The following is an 18,169-nucleotide window of genomic DNA, read 5'->3' as shown; positions in this document are numbered from 1 at the left end:
GCGCGGCGTAATTAAACTCCGCGCATGCTTGAAAATAGATTACTCGAACAGATCACCGTGGTTTTGGATCGCGCCTCTTACTTCACCTTGAGTTAACACGCGTTTGTCCAGTACCTCTTTCACCTGGTTGCCCAAGTCAACTAATGTATCTCGATTCGCTTGAGTTTGGCGTTTACCAGCACTTCTCAAGCAGTAATTTAGTTCGTGCTCTTCGCTAAAATTAACCAAATCCCTATCTGCTGCCATCGTGCTTTCTCCTTATTTGTTCTACTTTTTCCTAAGTCTGGATTGGATGTAGATAAATTCAAGTTAGATTGCGCGAATTATGCTGGTGGATCACTGATGAACATTATGTTTGCCAACCAAGTCACGATTATGAAGCATGGCTTTGATGGTATTTGGTTTAGTGATGGTTGTGTCTTAATGCTGCTACCAAGGTAACTCAGTACCATCGTAGTTAATAAATCGACCTGAAAGCTGCGGTGTGCTCAGTTCTATCACGTTCGCTAGGCCTAGCGCGGAGGTTTGCGTATCTATCAAAGCATTTGGCCCGCCCATCGCCGTTTTTACCCAACCAGGGTGAAGCGCTAAAACGGTAAATCCTTCAGGTGTTAAATCATTACTTAAGCTTTTCACAACCGAGTTAAGCGCCGCTTTCGATGAGCGATAAATATAACCGCCACCGGACGTATTTTCGGTCATGCTCCCCACTTTTGATGAGATACAAGCAATCTTTTTTATCTTGCCTTGTTGTAAGCGAGGGTAACAGTGCTCAACCAGTTTTAACGGTGCAATGGTGTTTACTTCGAAGGCTTTACGCCATTCTTCTACGTCAGTGTTTCCAAAGCCATATCCCTTGGGGCCGTAATATCCTGCATTATTGATGAGTAAGTCGATGGCAGGGAGTTTATCGGCAAGCTTAGCGACTTGTTCGTAGTGAGTGACATCCAGTTCGTGCAAAACCAAATTACTGAATTGTGAGGCTAGAGTTTGTAGTTCTGAACTGTTCTCTAAGGAACGGCTAGTAGCATGTACTTGGTGGCCTTGCTTCAGGTACAGCTCAGTTAAGCTAAGGCCAATGCCGCGATTTGCTCCGGTAATAAAGACGGTTTGACTCATACAAACACCTATGTTTTTTTGATTTCAGTTGAAAGTCATTGTGTTAGTTAAGCACAATAAAATCAACCAACCACCACGCACCAACAACAAGAGATGAAAATAGGGACAGGGCACAAAGAGAGCCAAACAGTGCGCCGAGAATAGCAAAGAAAGTAGAATTCATATGTATATTAAATTTAATTGATATTGAAAATCATTATCAATTAAATTGCGTTTTATTCAACCCTTTAAGTTGATACTATTTCGTTACCATTGTTATTAAGAATTTCTCATGCTGCCATTTATCTACCACCCGATTTATTCTCAACTTGAGTTGCCAGAGGGGCATCGTTACCCAATTATGAAATACCAGTACCTCTATGAATCGGTATTGGTGCATATGGAGAAAGATAACTGGAAAGAGCACACGCAGTTTTTCCAGCCCGAAGCATTAACTGTTGGGGAAGTAAAACGTGTTCATGACGAGGAATACGTCGAGTTACTTGTTAGTGGAAACATGCCAGCTGCGAAGATGCGCCGAATAGGTTTTCCTTGGAGTGAGTCTCTCATTACCAGAACGCTAACTTCAGCAGCGGGCACGGCTCTGACCGCAAAAAAGGCACTTGAGTACGGTGTGGCCATTCATTTGAGTGGTGGGTATCACCACGCACACAAAGAGTTTGGCAGTGGTTTTTGTTTATTTAATGACTTAGTGATCGCGGCCAGGCAAGCGCTCGAAGTCGAGCATGTCGATAAAGTATTGATCATTGATAGTGATGTTCACCATGGGGATGGAACAGCAACTTTATGTGACGATGAGCCAGATATCATCACGCTTTCTTTCCACTGTGATAAAAACTTCCCAGCGAGGAAGCCTCAGTCTGACCTCGATGTGCCTTTGGTGCGAGGGACAGGTGATGAGGATTTTTTAATGGCGTTTAAAGAAGTGGTCGATATGGCACTTAATCTTCATCGCCCTGATTTAGTTATCTACGATGCTGGTGTCGATATACATCAAGACGATGAGCTTGGATATTTTGATGTGTCGACTCAAGGGATTTTAGAACGTGATAGATTTTTAATGCAAACAGTGAAATCTCGAGGTATCCCTGTCGCAGCTGTCGTTGGAGGTGGATATCGAACGAATCATGCTGACCTCGTCCCAATCCATTTGCAGCTTATCAATGCCGCTAAAGAAGTCTTTATTGATGAGTAGATACAACTAGATGTAAATATCAAATTGATTCAACACTGGAACGAACGAAAAGGGCATTAATTTTTTGTGGGTTCTTTCGGAGTGTGGCGGAGTGCTTAGTTGCGTTCAAGAAGTGATAAGTGATTTGTACAAATCTTTTAAGTCTGGAGATGCGAAAAATCCCGCTAATTTCTTAGCGGGATTTTTCTAAAAGTGGCGGAGAGATAGGGATTTGAACCCTAGATACGCTATTAACGTATGCCGGTTTTCAAGACCGGTGCTTTCAACCACTCAGCCATCTCTCCGTTGTTGAGGCGCATAATATAAGGCTTTGAAAATGTTGTAAACCCCTAGTTGAACTGATTGGATGTTTACTGCGCAAATTTGTGGTTTGTGTTGTTTAAATAAACAAAAACTCCCCCAAAAAGGGGAGTTTGAATAGTATATGGATTGCTAGGTATTAATCGTTTTTAGAATAAAAACGCTGTAACTCAGTTAAACCTTGCATCAAAACTGGCAACTTCGGTGCATCATCTCGAAGTCGTTTGTAGTTTTTGTCATACAGCTTGTAGTTGCCAAACTTATCGATCACTGTGGTTTGTGAGCTAGTAATTAAGGCAAGCTCGCGAGTATCGCCCGCCAAGATCCAGCGACGACGGCTTTCATCGAATAGGTTGCGACCACTACTGTAATCATATGGGTTGGAAGATACGCCGAGCATATCTTGCAACAGTGTAACCGAGAGGTCCAAGTGGCTTGTGCTGTGATTAAACTCGCCAGCCAGCATTCCAGGCCAATGGATCACCATCGGAACTTGTAATTGATAACGGCTGTAGTTGCTGTTTGCTCCCCAGCTGTTCGTATTGGTTTCGTTAAATTCACTACCGTGATTAGAAGTGATGATTACGATGGTGTTTGTCAGTTGTCCCGTCGTTTCTAGTTCATCAATAATACCGGCGATAGTTCTATCCGCCGACTTCACTGCATATTCATAAGCTTTTTTGAATCGCTCACTTGCGGGCATTTCTTCGTCATTATTTGAAGGAATCGATTCAAAATTATCAACGGTGGTGACTTCGATGTAACTAAACCATGGCTGACTTGCTTTCTCTGCTAACCATGTATTCCAGTTTGCGATAGATTGTTTATCGGTATGAGCTTGCGTGCCATCTAGGTCTTCCGCTAAGTTCAAGTCGCGGAAAATAATTTCTGAGTAGAGATCATCTTCAAACCCACTGCCACTGAATAAACCAAAGTTGTAGCCCTGATCTTTCAGTACATCGAGCAATACTGGGGAAGCACCTTGCGCCTTGATGCTTGATGCATAACTGGTCGGTAAGCCATAGAACAAACCAAAGGCCCCGTATGTATCATTACTTGAGCTGTAATGATTACGGAAGTTCTGATTGTTTTCAGCAAACTCATAGAGGTTAGGCATCTCTTCTTGGTTAAGCGCATCCGCTCGTAAATTGTTTATGCTGATCATCAACACATTGAGCTTATTAACTCGGCGGTTAAACTCAAGCTTTTCAAGAGGATAGTTGACTAACTCTACGTTGCCTTCGTTTTCTGCTAAACGTTTTAGGTATTCCTCACGGTCAAGTAGACCATGTTTTTCCATAAAACTCTTCGCCGTCATCGGGTAAGACAACGGGAAGTTTGAACGCTGGCTAGTAATTGGGTTATAAAAATACGCATCTGCCCAAATGTAAACCAAATGGCTGGTCATAAAGCTGAGGAAAAAGACGGCCGCGAGAGGGCGTCCTACGTGCTTATGAGATAGTTTGCGCTGTTTTCGCCATACCCATTCGGATAGTGCGAGTTGAATAAGGAAGATCAGCGGCATCACAACAAATAAATGTTGTAGGTCAGTGCTGAGTGCACTTTTGTCTTCGCTGAATAGTAACTCCCAGACAACGGGAGTTAAGTGCAAATTGATCGACTGATACGCTTGGGTATCAATTAATAATATGGTTTGCCCAACGGTTGCGAAAATCACTGCCACCAAACGGAACAATTTCCGCGATGGCAGGATAAACGTCAACGGGAATAGAACAAGCAAGTAAAGTGCGAAAACTAGAAAGCCAAAGTGACCAACCCAAGAAACCGCCAGATAAAACTGACCAAGTAACGTCTCGGGCCAAGGAGACTGAACAATGTAGCGTGTGCCTATCAACATCGACGCAACGATATTGAAGAATGCAAACCAGTGACCCCAACCAACTAGTCGAGATACACGTTCGCCGTATGAGTTTCCGCTGTCTACCATGTATGTGTTCTATTGTCCGTGATTAGTGTGTTTTTGGTGTTTCTAAAGAAGACATCAGCGCCTGAGCAAATTTTTCAGCAATCGCTTTGCGTTGTGAAGCAGCAACACGTTGATTTAAGACATTGGTTGCGATATTTCCGGCAATCATTAGCGTCAACTCAGGAGAAGCAGCATGTTTTTCAAGAACTGTTGCTACTTCAGCAAGAATTTTTTCTACTTGCTCGTCAGTATATTTAGATGTAATCGGCATAAAGACTCTAATAATGATAGTAAAAGCGGCTTATGATAACCTACAATGCCCATCAACTAAAACCTTGTAGCAAGATAAAATCACTATGAGTCTTCATCTTTCAAACGTTATTCTGCATCAACTGTGCAAAAACGATCAGGACGAGCTGGTTGTAAACTTTCGTCCAGCATCATTAGAGAACGATGCATCTACAGAAAACTTAGTCGCTGAGCTTCACCGAGTATTCCATTCTAAAGCTGGTAAAGGTTTTGGCGCTTTCCAGTCAGACAGCGAATTTCAATTTTGGCTTCAAGAAATGCGCAAAGGAGAGCGAGATTTTTACGACTTCTCACAAATTAGTGCAAATCGCTTGAAAGAAGAGTTGATTAAGTACCCATTTGCGGATGAAGGTATCTTGGTTTTCGCTGAGTATCAGAGTTTAGCAACGGACTACTTGTTCATCGGTATCTTACCAATGAATCAGAGTTTAAAAGTGACCGAAGGTTTGGACATCAGTGCGACAGATTACCTTGATATCACCAAAATGGATATTGCCGCACGCATCGACCTGTCGAGCTACGAGACCGACAAGGAATCCAATCGTTATCTGCAATACATTAAAGGACGCGTTGGCCGTAAAGTGGCGGACTTCTTCCTAGATTTTCTGCAAGCGGATATTGGCTTAGATACTAAACAACAAAACTTAGTGTTGATGCAGGCGGTGGATGATTTTTGTGCTGACTCGAAGCTAGAAAAGCAAGAAGTGAACGAGTACAAGAAACAAGTTTACGACTACTGCAATGAGCAAATTAAATCCGGTGATGAGGTTCAAATCTCAGAGCTTTCCGGAGAGCTTCCTCAAAGCCAAGATGGCACGAGCTTTATGGATTTCACCAAAGAGCAAGGGTACGAGCTTGAAGAGTCTTTCCCAGGTGATCGTGCGACGGTTCGCAAACTGACTAAATTTGTTGGAGCTGGTGGTGGTTTGAATATTAGCTTCGATAGTCTCTTACTTGGCGAGCGTATTTTTTATGATCCAGAGACGGATACCTTAACGATTAAAGGGACGCCTCCAAATCTAAAAGATCAGTTAAGTCGCAATTAAAATCATATCGTTAAATAAAGAGAGCAAACGGCTCTCTTTTTTTATGTGAATAAGAAACATCCATAGTATATGCTTGTAATTAATGGAGATATGCGAGGGGCAAGTGTTGCTGAAGCTAAAAGAAGGAATACGGCGGTTTGTTTGGTTCTGGTTCGTTTTGTGGTGTGTTTTAGCACTTGGCATTTGGCTGCAAGCCAAACAAACGATTCAAACGATTTCGACTGTAAATGAGTTAGGAAGTAAAGTTGAAGAAGTCAGGCACTTTTTTAACTTCGATCTGCCTTACCGTGTTAAACACGTCGACCAAATTTCACTGAAACTTCAGTTGGCTTATGCAGTTCGCTTACAGCTTGAAAGTGAGTTTTCTGAAGGGAAAATCACACCAGATATCACTCAATTGCTTTATACGACCGACCGATTTTTAGAAAGTGCTCGAGCTTTTGTAAGAAGTGACAGTGAATTGGTTTCGTTAGCAGAACAGTTACGAAGCAGCCGTGCTCGAACAGAAAACTCTGAGCAAATTCAGGCAATGTACTATCGCTTAGGTGCGCTTGTTTTTGAGTCTGTCTTTAGTGACTCTGCAACGAATAGCGATACTTACCGTGACTTAGACCGACTTTTTATTGAATCAGAGACGCTCTCTCCCGAAGAGCGAAGCGCTCTTCAGCGCCAGCTTGCTCAAACCTCAAGCGCACTATCTGCTCAGGCACAGGGCAGTTATTTATCCAATCACCTGCTTAATCCAGATTTCCCGAACCAGTTAACTTCGATAAATGATCAGTTGGAACAGAAGCTAATGACTTTTATTGTTTGGTTGTCTGTAATCAGTGGTTTGCTCCTTTTCCTCATTTCATGGGGAGCCTTCTCCCCAAAAACGATTCAACCGATACCACTACCCAGAACCGATGATAAAAAGTCAGAGCAAGTTGGCGATGATGAAAATGGAGCTAACGCTGTTCCCTCAGCTCAGTCAGAAAATTTTCAAAACGTCCAAATGAACGAAGAAAGTTGTAATGAGGTGAATTCATCACAAGTGGAAGTAGTGGAACGTGAGCCGTACATAGATATCAATAAAATGTTAGATTCTCTGTCTGGTGACGAGGGCGCTGTGCGGATGTTACTGGAGGTCTTTATTCAGGATCACTCTGGCGATGGCACTAAAATGTATCAGCTGTTAGAAGAGGATAAAGAGCAAGCGCAAAGAGCCGCACACAGTCTTAAAGGGGTCTCAGGGAGTTTAGGTGCAATGCCATTGCACTGTATTTCGGGTGATATTGAACTGTTGATTAAACAAGGGCAAAAAGTGCCGGAAGAGAAGTTGGCATGTTTAGATGATGTCCTAAAACAAACCATACTTTTTGCTAATAATGTTCTCAATAGTGAAAAGATAACAGAAGCGCTAACAGATTGATATTGCTCTGACTTAATGTCATAAGAGTTGAGGTAATAAAGGCTCGAACTATATGACTTAGTTCGCTTTATTCCTGTTCTATACAATTTGTTAAAGGTGTTTTCATGTCCGTTCGCCGAATGTCTTCAATGATGTTGATAGGGCTGGTTATGATGCTTTCAGGGTGCTCCCTGCTCGAAGTCAAGATCGAGAGTCAAACCGTCCCTCTTACCAAACAAGAGCTCAATATGCGTCTTTTGACTCGTGAGTATGCGCAGCAGTTTTTTGCTCAGGTTGAGCAAGCAGCAGATGCACTACACGAACAATATGATCCTCATGATAAAGTTCATCAATCTTATATTTTACTTTGGAAGATAAATGCTGAAGAGGGCATCCAAGCTTCTGCGTATCAAGTGTCCCCAATGGCTGCACTGATTGATACATGGACTTTCACGCTACAAATGGAACAGTTCTTTACTACCGCTTCTGGTAATGAGCTCTTTGCGTCTGATGAGGCCAAGTTAGTTTCCGTTTATTTAGCGAAAGAGGTAGATAAACTGGCTCAATCTTTATTGAAGAAAGAAGCATACATCAAGACACAAACGTTTGTTGCAGAGTTCGCCAAGCAGCATCCATTCGCTGATTTAAGCATGATTAGGACTCCGGCTTACCGTAGGTGGTTAGATGCAAACCAAATTAGCGAAGAGGAAGCCGTTACAACGCTAGGCACGATGCCAGAAGCACTTGGGGATGTCTCTGATCGTCTAAGTCTGGTATCAGAACAGACACCAAAAATTATGACGTGGAAAGCGCAGTTGTTGGCCTTGAATAGCTCTGCCAGTATCGAAAAAGTCAATGCGGCGCTCAATAGTTTGCAAGTTACCGCTGATTCGATGAGGGATTTTATCGATAACAACCCAGAGTACATGCGTTATTTGGCAGAACAAATGGCGCTGGAGTTACAACCTTTGGTTGACGATATCGATCAAAGGACGGAGGCGCGTTTATCTCAGTTGGGTGAAGAACGCCAAGCTATAGAGCTGATGGTTGCCAGAGAACGTCAAGAAATCGCACAGATCATTACCCATGAGCGCGAGAAGTTTGCTCAAGATATGGATCGAGTGTCGCAAGAGGTTGTGAATCTCGCCATGACTAAGCTGATTGAACTTGTCAAAAGTACCATCATCTACTTTATTCTGTTCATTGCCGTTATATTCTTTGCACCGCTTGGCTTGGGCTATTGGTTTGGGAAGCGTGCAGCCGTAAAAACGCCAGTAAAACAAAGCTAACGATTTGTTTTGGAAATAAAAAAAGAGCGCTTTAAAGCGCTCTTTTTTAGTATTGAATTCGGAAGGGAGGTTCTTCCTATCTCTACGAAGTTAAGCGGTTTGCTGCTTCAATTCGCCTTCAGCTTCTTCAACTGCTTCTGCTGTTGGTTCGCACTTATCAACAAACCAACCCATGTAAGAAGTGAAGATCGTTACGATGATACATACAAAACTCAGCCACATGAACGGGGCATAAGACAGTGTAGCAACACCCAAAATACTGGCCATGTAGATACCGTTGTCACTCCAAGGGACCATACCTGAGGTTAGCGTGCCGCCAAATTCTGCGTTACGAGACAAATTCTTACGTTTGTAGCCTAGACGGTCATAGTTCTTCGCACAGATTTTTGGGGTCAGAATAAGTGAAACGTACATCGCTGAACCAAATACGTTGCCCATAAAGGCCGTACCAATTGTGCTTGTTGCCAATGAACCTGCACTTTGAACGCGTTTTTCAAACAGCTTCGCGATAGTCTCTAGCACGCCTACTTTATCTAGTAGACCGCCAAAACCAAGGCCGAATACGATAACCGCTACCGACCCAAGCATTGAAGACATGCCGCCACGGTTAAGGATTGAGTCAATGAAATCTACGCCAGATGAGATTGCAAACGGAGCCCAAGCCGTGTTGAACGCGGTTAGGAAATCGACATCTTGGATCATCACTGCCCAAATAATACCTAGCAGAGAACCAAAACTGATCACTGGGAATGAAGGCATACGCATCGCTAGAAGTGACAATACGATGATCACAGGAACAAATGAGTAAGGGGTGATGTAGAACTGCTGTTCCATCGCTTTAATGACAGAGTCTACCTGGCTCATGTCAACTTGACCTGCGTAGTGGAAGCCAAATGCAGTAAACATAATGCCTGTAATAATGTAGCTAATGAGTGCTATCGGCAACATGCCTTTAATATGTTCCATCACTTCAACGTTAGACATAGATGAAGCAAGGATTACTGAATCCGATAGAGGCGACATTTTGTCACCAAAGTAACAGCCTGAAAGTACGGCACCTGCAGTGATTGGCGCAGGAACACCAAGACCTTGACCGATACCCATCATTGCAATACCTGCCGTGCCAGCCGCACCCCAAGACGTGCCAGTCGCTAGCGCAGTCAATGAACAGATGATCATGGTCGCGAGCAAAAAGATGGAAGGGTGGATTGCTTTAAGGCCGTAGTAAATAATGGTTGGAACAATACCACCAGAGATCCAAGTACCTACAAGCGCGCCAACGGCCAAAAGGATTAAAACGGCTCCAAGTCCATTGGAAATGCCATTTAGTGCTGCTTTTTCCAGATCTTTATACTGATGGCCAAGCTTTATGCCCAATATCATGACAATGAACCAACCGATGTATAGCGCTAGCTGAATCGGTAGGTCTAGCTTGGCTGTGAACGAAAATGCCAGCAGGAGAAATAAACCGAGCGAGATAAATACCTGTATCAAGCTTGGTAGGCGTGGTGTAACTTGCTTCATATGTGCCTCTGTCAATCTTGGAGCAATAGAGGAAGGCGCTCCTTGTTGTAATCGCGCATAACATACATTAACAAAAATTATATTTCGAACATTTGGTGTTTTATCTTGATGTTCGTCGGTAAAAACGTTTGCTTGTGAAATTAACTGTTAGTTTGTTTTAACTTTTTTGGTTTTAAATGTTGTGTAATGTGAAATTATTGTGCTTCATGTGTTATTTTCTCATTGAGTGGTAAGACCAATTAGGGGGCTAAAGTGCTTTCCCTACTTGAAAAATGGTTAAAACCGCAAACCAAACACTAAAAAATCTCGTGTAACCCGGTTTTTCAGAGGAAAAGGTTAAAAAACGCGCTTATTTACAAAATAGGGGTTGAGATTTTGCTGTGAAAAATTAACTATGGGGTAGGTTTTTTAATACATGGAGAGTTAATACGATGAGAGTTGGTTTAGTTGGTTGGCGCGGTATGGTTGGTTCAGTCCTTATGCAGCGTATGGTTGAAGAGAAAGACTTCGACCTAATCGAACCAGTATTCTACAGTACTTCTCAAGTTGGTATTCCTGCTCCTAACTTAGGAAAAGACGCAGGCTTACTGCAAGACGCGTATGATATTGAAAGCTTAAAACAGCTTGATGCGGTAATCACCTGTCAAGGTGGTAGCTACACAGAAAAAGTTTTCCCTGCACTTCGTCAGGCTGGTTGGAAAGGCTACTGGATTGATGCGGCCTCTACGCTACGTATGGCTGAAGATTCGATCATCACACTTGATCCAGTGAACTTAAAGCAAATCCAACAAGGCATCCACGGTGGCACGAACACATTTGTCGGTGGTAACTGTACGGTTAGTTTAATGCTAATGGGGCTAGGTGGTCTATTTGAGAAAGGCCTTGTTGAGTGGACAAGCGCAATGACTTACCAAGCCGCATCTGGTGCTGGTGCGCAAAATATGCGTGAATTGATCTCGCAAATGGGCGTTATCAATGACTCTGTGAGCTCTGAACTTGCAAACCCATCAAGCTCTATCCTAGATATTGATAAGAAAGTTGCGGATACAATGCGCAGCGGCTCTTTCCCTACCGATAAATTCGGTGTGCCACTAGCTGGTTCGTTGATCCCATGGATCGATGTGAAGCGCGATAATGGTCAGAGTAAAGAAGAGTGGAAAGCGGGCGCTGAGGCGAATAAAATTTTGGGTTCTCAAAGTTCATCTGTTCCAATTGACGGTACTTGTGTGCGTATTGGCGCGATGCGTTGTCACTCTCAAGCACTTACTATCAAGCTTAAACAAAATGTACCAATGGACGAAATCGAAGAAATCATCGCCACTCATAACGATTGGGTGAAAGTGATTCCTAACGACCGTGACATCACTGCTCAAGAGCTAACACCGGCAAAAGTTACGGGCACAATGTCTGTACCAGTGGGTCGTTTACGTAAGATGGCAATGGGTGATGATTTCCTAAATGCTTTCACTGTTGGTGACCAACTGCTTTGGGGTGCTGCGGAGCCATTGCGTCGTACTCTGCGAATTATTCTGTCTGAGAAAGCATAATCACATCAATCCTTTATTTGATGACAAAATAAAAGAGCTCCTTAGGGAGCTCTTTTTTCATGCGTCGTCTTCCGTTCGAACGACTCTTTTGTCTGGATCGGCCAGTTCACTACCACAATGTTTACAGTAAATTGCGTCAGAGTCGTGCCCTGCGTGGGAGCAGTTTGGGCATTTCACCAATACTTTGTGCGATTGCATCTCTTGGTGCAGTTCGGCAGTGAAAATACCTGTAGGTACCGCCAAAATGGAATAACCCAGTAACATGGTGAGTGATGCAAGCCCTTTACCTAGGTCTGTTTGAGGGACCAAGTCACCATACCCAACCGTTGTGATGGTCACGATCGCCCAATAAATACTTTTAGGAATGCTAGTAAATCCGTTTTCAGGTCCTTCAATGATAAAAATCAATGAGCCGAAAATCGTTACCATAATGGCGACTGAGCTAAAGAAGATAAAAATCTTTCTGCGCGCCATAAGCAGTGAACGTAAGAGGATATTGGACTCTTGGAGGTATCGGACTAACTTGAGTATGCGGAATATTCGCATCACTCGCAGCGCCCTGATCACACCCATAAACGAAGCCGATGGGAAGAAGAGTGCTAAATAAGTGGGCAAAATCGCAAGTAAATCGACGACACCATAAAAACTCTTTGCGTAGGCGGCAGGTTTGGGGGAGCAATAAAGCCTTAGAAGGTATTCAATCGTGAATAGGCCAGTAAATGTGTATTCAATAAACTTCAGCTCTTTTTCCCACTCGGCCCGAACGGAGGGTATCGAATCTAACACCAGTACGATTAACGAACTGATGATCGCGATAATGAGAGCAATATCGAACGTTTTACCAGCTTTGGTATGAGTACCAAAAATGGTGACATATAGAGTATGTTTAAGAGAGTCAGTCGTCATGACAAAGCGATCCATTGTTGAATCGCTCTATCATACAATTTTATAGAAACTCAGGCTAATCCTGGAAATAAGTTGCGTAAGCCATTCGCAATGAACTCTATGCCAAGTGCGCCCAATATCAAACCCATGATACGAGTAATGACGTTGATTCCAGTTTGACCTAAAAATCGTACGATCAATGGGGCAGAACGGAATAATAGCCATGAACAAAGGCAGAACAAACCAATCGTAATACTAATGCCCACGGTATCGAACATGCTTGGGTAGCGTGCACCATAAACAATAGTCGAACTGATTGCACCAGGACCTGCCATTAAAGGCATTGCAAGAGGGACCACACCAATCTGTTCACGACTGACGTATTCCGTTTTCTCTTGTTTGTTCTGCTTATCTTCCCCCAGTTTACCGCTCATCATCGAGAATGCGATGCTAAGTAATAGCAACCCGCCAGCGACACGAAACGAATCCAGAGAAATACTGAACATGTCTAACAGTAACTGACCAGCAAAAAGCGAAATGATCAGGATGATCGCAACAGCCACATTTGCTGTTGTTGCCGTATTGCGCTTTTCGTCGGGTGTCATATGCCCGGTTAGTGACACAAACACAGGCATGATACCAACAGGGTTTACTGCGGCGACCAAACCGAGAAAAAACTGCAAGAAGATAGCAAGTTCAAAAGTTTGCATGTTGCGTACTCATCAAAGTTCACATTAGTGAAAAGGAGAAGGGGTAATTTGGGCGTAATGTAAGGCAAAAGTTAGGTTGTAAGAAATGAAAAAAACTAACGCATTCCCTGCCATTTAAGTGAGAAAAACTAATTCTTTAATAAACTGTATCTAATCTGGAAAGGAAATGTTACGTATAAAGTTGCTGATAAATTGCACTGTTTTATATAAACGTTAACATTCGCACATTTTTGATAAAAACCAAGGTGGTTTGTAGAGAGATGTATTCGGTTCGATATACTCTCAGTAGCACAAAGAATTGGGCCTACATGTAATTTTGTTGGTCAAAAATGAAACTTTTTTACAGGTTGTTGTAGTTTCTTTTATTTATTTGTCCATTTGCTTCTTTTTTACTCAATAAAAAATGAGAGTTAATTTATTTGTTTATCAGTGATTTATGTCATTTTGGTGTGATGAGGCACCACTTTGGTAGTATTTAGGTGGTGAGAACTGATCCAAGTCAATTTTTTTCACACTCTGAAATATTATACTCAGTCCTGAAAGCAATTTACTAAGACGTTTGTTTTCTAAGTGACTGATAAACAGTAAAAACGATAAGTAATAGCCTTAGTAAAAAGTTTTTAATATTTGTTAATTTTAGGAGATTCCCTATGCCTGTAACTAATATGGCTGAACTAGATGCAATGGTTGCTCGCGTTAAGAAAGCGCAAGAAGAGTTCGCTACTTACTCTCAAGAGCAAGTAGATAAAATCTTTCGTGCAGCATCGCTTGCAGCTAACCAGGCCCGTATCCCGCTAGCTCAACAAGCGGTAGAAGAATCTGGTATGGGTATTGTTGAAGATAAAGTAATCAAGAACCACTTCGCTTCTGAGTTTATCTACAACAAATACAAAGACGAACAAACGTGTGGCATCTTAGAAGAGGATGACAACCTAGGTACTATGACTATCGCTGAGCCTGTAGGCATCATCTGCGGTATCGTACCAACGACTAACCCAACTTCTACAGCGATCTTCAAATCTCTAATCTCTTTGAAGACTCGTAACGGTATCATCTTCTCACCACACCCACGTGCGAAAAACTCAACTAACGATGCAGCTAAACTCGTTCTAGATGCAGCAGTAGCAGCAGGCGCACCAAAAGACATCATCGGTTGGATCGACCAGCCTTCTGTTGAGCTTTCAAACGCTCTAATGAAACACGATGACATCGCTCTTATCCTTGCAACTGGTGGTCCAGGCATGGTTAAAGCCGCTTACTCTTCTGGTAAGCCAGCAATCGGTGTAGGTGCAGGTAACGTTCCGGTTGTTATCGATGAAACAGCAGACATCAAACGTGCTGTTGCTTCTATCCTAATGTCCAAGACTTTCGACAACGGTGTAGTATGTGCTTCTGAGCAGGCGGCAATCGTAGTTGATGAAGTATACGACGAAGTGAAAGAGCGTTTTGCTTCTCACAAAGCTTATGTCCTAAGCAAAGCAGAAGCTGATAAAGTTCGTAAAGTTCTTCTTATCGATGGCGCGCTAAACGCGAAAATCGTAGGTCAGCCAGCAGCAGCAATCGCTGAAATGGCAGGCGTTAAAGTTCCAGCAGACACTAAAGTTCTTGTTGGTGAAGGTCTGGGCAAAGTATCTCACGATGACGCATTCGCTCACGAGAAACTATCTCCAACTCTAGGTCTATTCCGTGCTGACAACTTCGAAGACGCGGTTGCTCAAGCGGTAACTATGGTTGAGATTGGTGGTATCGGCCACACATCTGGTCTTTACACTAACCAAGATACTAACGCTGACCGTATCCGTTACTTCGGTGACAAGATGAAGACAGCTCGTATCCTAATCAACATCCCGACTACTCACGGCGGTATCGGTGACTTGTACAACTTCAACGTTGCGCCATCTCTAACGCTAGGTTGTGGTTCTTGGGGTGGTAACTCTATCTCTGAGAACGTAGGTCCTAAACACCTAATCAACAAGAAAACTGTAGCGAAGCGAGCTGAAAACATGTTGTGGCATAAACTACCTAAGTCAATCTACTTCCGTCGTGGTAGCCTTCCAATCGCACTGGGCGACCTAGAAGGTAAGAAACGTGCATTCCTAGTAACTGACCGTTTCCTATTCAACAACGGTTACGCAGATGACGTAGTAAGCCTACTAAAAGCTCAAGGCATGGAAGTTCAAACATTCTTCGATGTTGAAGCTGACCCAACACTGTCTGTAGTAGAAAAAGGTGCGGCTCAAATGGCTAGCTACCAACCTGACGTTATCCTAGCGCTAGGCGGTGGTTCACCAATGGATGCAGCGAAAATCATGTGGGTAATGTACGAGCACCCAGAAACTCACTTTGAAGAACTAGCAATGCGCTTTATGGACATCCGTAAACGTATCTACAAGTTCCCTAAAATGGGTAAAAAAGCTGAGCTTGTATGTATCACTACAACTTCAGGTACTGGTTCAGAAGTTACTCCATTCGCGGTTGTTACTGACGACAAGACTGGTGCGAAATACCCACTAGCTGACTACGAAATCACGCCAAACATGGCAATCGTTGATGCGAACCTAGTAATGAACATGCCTAAGTCTCTAACAGCATTTGGTGGTTACGATGCCGTAACTCACGCTCTAGAAGCTTACGTTTCTGTTCTTGCTAACGAATACTCAGATGGCCAAGCTCTTCAAGCACTTAAGATGCTAAAAGAGTACCTACCATCAAGCTATGCGAACGGTGCAAATGACCCAATCGCTCGTGAGAAAGTACACAACGCAGCTACTATCGCTGGTGTTGCATTTGCGAACGCATTCCTAGGTGTTTGTCACTCAATGGCTCACAAACTGGGTGCTGAGTTCCACTTGCCACACGGCCTAGCTAACGCACTACTTATCTCTAACGTGGTACGTTACAACGCGAACGACAATCCAACTAAACAAACTGCGTTCTCTCAATACGACCGTCCACAAGCACGTCGTCGTTACGCTGAAGTTGCTGACCACCTAGGCCTAAGCCAAGAAGGTGACCGCACTGCTCAGAAGATTGAACGTCTACTAGCATGGTTGGATGAACTAAAAGTTAACCTAGACATCCCAATGTCTATCCAAGCGGCAGGTGTTGCTGAATCAGATTTCGTAGCGAAACTGGATGAGCTAGCGGTAGAAGCGTTCGATGACCAATGTACTGGTGCGAACCCACGCTACCCTCTAATCAGCGAACTTAAAGATGTGTTGATGGCTTCTTACTACGGTAAAGCATTTGTTGAAGGCGAAACTTTCGAAGGTACAACTGTTATCAAGAAGAAAGCAGACCAAGAAGCAGCAAAAGCAGCACCTAAAGCAAAGAAAGAAAAAGCTGACGCGTAATTAAAAAATCGAGTGAGCAAGGTTTTCGCTAGCACGAAACCTTAATCGGGAAAAGGTTAAAGCCCCAGTCAAGTGACTGGGGCTTTTTTATTTTGGTGCAGGAGTTACATCTGGCTCGGGAAAACAGAGTTGCTGTGTATGCTTACACTTCGGTCGCAACTACTCGGCCACTGAAGTATTCATTCGCGACGATGTATGCTGTGTTGCGGACTAGTTCGTCTTGGATCTCAGCCCAGTGCCTCTCGTTGAGCTCTTCTTTTGTATGATTTACCGAGGGAATAACGCCGCCCACTCGAATGTTGAATGGTGTGAGTTCTTTTGCCCAGCTGTGAGTAAAACCTGACACCAACGCCGCCATGCTTTCAACTCCCGTAAAGTCTTCATGGTTGTCATGAGAAATGACGTTAACAATGACGCCTTTCTTGTTTCTGGCTCGAAAGCGCTCTGCTCCTACTTGGCCGTAGGTATAAAGGAAGCGTGCCGCAGACGACAAGTGATCAATGTAAGTACTCATTGGTTCTGGCGCCATTAAGCCAGGCATAGGGGAGCTGGTCCAGCAATTAACAATCACATCTGGTGTCGCACGTAGCTGTGATTCTATCTGGTCAAACAATAAGTTAATGGACGTTGTGTTATCACTACACACATTCATCGCATACACTTTGTCAGTGAAAGCGCTGATTTGCTCATAGCTCGCTCTCAAAGCGCTAGAATTTTGGTCACAAAGAATCAACGTTGCTCCAAGGTGAGCAAAGTGATTTGCACAGGTTCTTCCTATAACCGAACCTGCAGACGTGACGAGAATAATTGATTCTTTGATATCCATAGCACCTTCACTGTATCCATATGTGAAAAACAATACACCAGTGGTTTGTGCTAATAGCATGGTTGAAATTCGTTGGGTTCAGTGTGAAAGGCTTCAAACTAACGCTTTCGAGTGAGGACTATTGTGCGGTAATTTGTAAGACGTCACATTTCTGACGTGTAGGTATTGCAAGCTATTGGATAAAAAGCGGATCTCTATGCTTTAGCTTGAATTTGATGCTGACGTTGAGCCGTCACTAGCTGATTATATAGCCCAGCATCTGGGATCAGTTGTTTGTTGCGTTCGCCCAATCTGCGTCGCTCATGACCAGATAGGTTGTGATAAACCTCCTCTGGTAGGTTGAATGTGTCTTCAGGCAGGTAAGTCAGCGCATCTGGTTTTAGGTAATGGCTCAGCTTTGCGGAAGGCAATCCTGCATCGTGAAACTGTTTCGCTTGTTCAGCTGCGAGTTCATAGCTGCTGCTATCAGAACGAAGAGCTTGAGGTTGCGATAAACCCAATTGTTGGCGAAGAATACTGTCACTGGTGATGACTTCCTGGACCTCTTCAACTGGGACCACATCGCGAACATCATTAGAGAACATAGACAGAATCAGCGAGAAATCCGCACGACGACCTTCGTGTACGGCATGGTTAATACCATTACCGAACTGAAGTTCGTTGATAATTGCAGCTTTGTCTAACGTATGAATTTGCATGATGTTCCTCGCTCGATGCTCTGTTAACGGCGTGGATAAGAAAAACTTTAG

At 43.4% G+C, this 18,169-nt stretch carries 15 protein-coding genes and 1 tRNA gene; 6 read left to right on the top strand and 10 right to left on the bottom strand.

The window, feature by feature from the left end; all coding sequences use genetic code 11:
* Nucleotides 1-39: 39 nt before the first annotated feature.
* Together KI742_RS15080 and KI742_RS15075 are read right to left on the bottom strand one after the other, a co-directional pair.
* On the bottom strand, nt 40-246 hold the full coding sequence (locus KI742_RS15080) for a hypothetical protein (protein WP_005380717.1): 207 nt from the start codon (nt 244-246) through the stop codon (nt 40-42).
* Nucleotides 247-429: 183 nt separating this feature from the next.
* Nucleotides 430-1,119: an SDR family oxidoreductase gene (locus KI742_RS15075; RefSeq protein ID WP_258470091.1), complete on the bottom strand. Its 690-nt coding sequence runs from the start codon at nt 1,117-1,119 to the stop codon at nt 430-432.
* 271 nt (nt 1,120-1,390) lie between these two features.
* Between KI742_RS15075 and KI742_RS15070 the strand changes: the two genes are divergently transcribed.
* On the top strand, nt 1,391-2,314 hold the full coding sequence (locus tag KI742_RS15070) for a histone deacetylase (protein WP_005384909.1): 924 nt from the start codon (nt 1,391-1,393) through the stop codon (nt 2,312-2,314).
* 193 nt (nt 2,315-2,507) lie between these two features.
* On the opposite strand, the gene KI742_RS15065 is transcribed toward KI742_RS15070, so the two are convergent.
* From KI742_RS15065 to KI742_RS15055, 3 genes are all read right to left on the bottom strand, one after another.
* Nucleotides 2,508-2,598: transfer RNA gene (locus KI742_RS15065), tRNA-Ser, on the bottom strand.
* 155 nt (nt 2,599-2,753) lie between these two features.
* Complete coding sequence (locus KI742_RS15060) at nt 2,754-4,562, bottom strand: DUF3413 domain-containing protein (RefSeq protein ID WP_005380721.1); 1,809 nt, start codon at nt 4,560-4,562, stop codon at nt 2,754-2,756.
* A 22-nt stretch (nt 4,563-4,584) separates the two neighbouring features.
* On the bottom strand, nt 4,585-4,812 hold the full coding sequence (locus KI742_RS15055; RefSeq protein WP_005380722.1) for a YejL family protein: 228 nt from the start codon (nt 4,810-4,812) through the stop codon (nt 4,585-4,587).
* An 85-nt stretch (nt 4,813-4,897) separates the two neighbouring features.
* Between KI742_RS15055 and yejK the strand changes: the two genes are divergently transcribed.
* From yejK to KI742_RS15040, 3 genes are all read left to right on the top strand, one after another.
* The gene (gene yejK / locus KI742_RS15050; RefSeq protein ID WP_005380723.1) at nt 4,898-5,896 is read left to right on the top strand and encodes a nucleoid-associated protein YejK; all 999 of its coding nucleotides are present in this window, start codon (nt 4,898-4,900) and stop codon (nt 5,894-5,896) included.
* 82 nt (nt 5,897-5,978) lie between these two features.
* On the top strand, nt 5,979-7,307 hold the full coding sequence (locus KI742_RS15045) for an Hpt domain-containing protein (RefSeq protein WP_080996147.1): 1,329 nt from the start codon (nt 5,979-5,981) through the stop codon (nt 7,305-7,307).
* Nucleotides 7,308-7,411: 104 nt separating this feature from the next.
* Nucleotides 7,412-8,575, top strand: coding sequence for a chemotaxis protein (locus KI742_RS15040; protein ID WP_085569750.1), 1,164 nt, complete (start codon nt 7,412-7,414; stop codon nt 8,573-8,575).
* Nucleotides 8,576-8,665: 90 nt separating this feature from the next.
* Here KI742_RS15040 and nhaC read toward each other — a convergent pair whose 3' ends face one another.
* Nucleotides 8,666-10,099: a Na+/H+ antiporter NhaC gene (gene nhaC, locus KI742_RS15035; RefSeq protein ID WP_005380726.1), complete on the bottom strand. Its 1,434-nt coding sequence runs from the start codon at nt 10,097-10,099 to the stop codon at nt 8,666-8,668.
* A 431-nt stretch (nt 10,100-10,530) separates the two neighbouring features.
* Here nhaC and asd point away from each other — a divergent pair, with 431 nt between their 5' ends.
* A complete protein-coding gene (asd, locus tag KI742_RS15030) occupies nt 10,531-11,646 on the top strand; it encodes an aspartate-semialdehyde dehydrogenase (protein ID WP_085569751.1) in 1,116 nt (371 codons plus the stop codon).
* A 57-nt stretch (nt 11,647-11,703) separates the two neighbouring features.
* On the opposite strand, the gene KI742_RS15025 is transcribed toward asd, so the two are convergent.
* A complete protein-coding gene (locus tag KI742_RS15025) occupies nt 11,704-12,567 on the bottom strand; it encodes an ion transporter (RefSeq protein WP_005380728.1) in 864 nt (287 codons plus the stop codon).
* Between the two features lie 35 nt (nt 12,568-12,602).
* Complete coding sequence (locus tag KI742_RS15020; protein ID WP_005380729.1) at nt 12,603-13,241, bottom strand: YchE family NAAT transporter; 639 nt, start codon at nt 13,239-13,241, stop codon at nt 12,603-12,605.
* A gap of 650 nt (nt 13,242-13,891) precedes the next feature.
* Between KI742_RS15020 and adhE the strand changes: the two genes are divergently transcribed.
* A complete protein-coding gene (gene adhE / locus KI742_RS15015; protein WP_005380731.1) occupies nt 13,892-16,594 on the top strand; it encodes a bifunctional acetaldehyde-CoA/alcohol dehydrogenase in 2,703 nt (900 codons plus the stop codon).
* A 142-nt stretch (nt 16,595-16,736) separates the two neighbouring features.
* Here adhE and KI742_RS15010 read toward each other — a convergent pair whose 3' ends face one another.
* Nucleotides 16,737-17,480: an SDR family oxidoreductase gene (locus tag KI742_RS15010; protein ID WP_005380732.1), complete on the bottom strand. Its 744-nt coding sequence runs from the start codon at nt 17,478-17,480 to the stop codon at nt 16,737-16,739.
* Nucleotides 17,481-17,614: 134 nt separating this feature from the next.
* The gene (locus KI742_RS15005; protein WP_033907342.1) at nt 17,615-18,118 is read right to left on the bottom strand and encodes a VC2046/SO_2500 family protein; all 504 of its coding nucleotides are present in this window, start codon (nt 18,116-18,118) and stop codon (nt 17,615-17,617) included.
* Nucleotides 18,119-18,169: the final 51 nt, after the last annotated feature.

The sequence above is a fragment of the Vibrio sp. D417a genome (genome assembly GCF_030248595.1).
Classification (GTDB): Bacteria; Pseudomonadota; Gammaproteobacteria; order Enterobacterales; family Vibrionaceae; genus Vibrio; species Vibrio alginolyticus.
The sequence above is the reverse complement of the archived record's forward strand: the minus strand, read 5'-3'. Positions and strand labels throughout refer to the sequence as shown.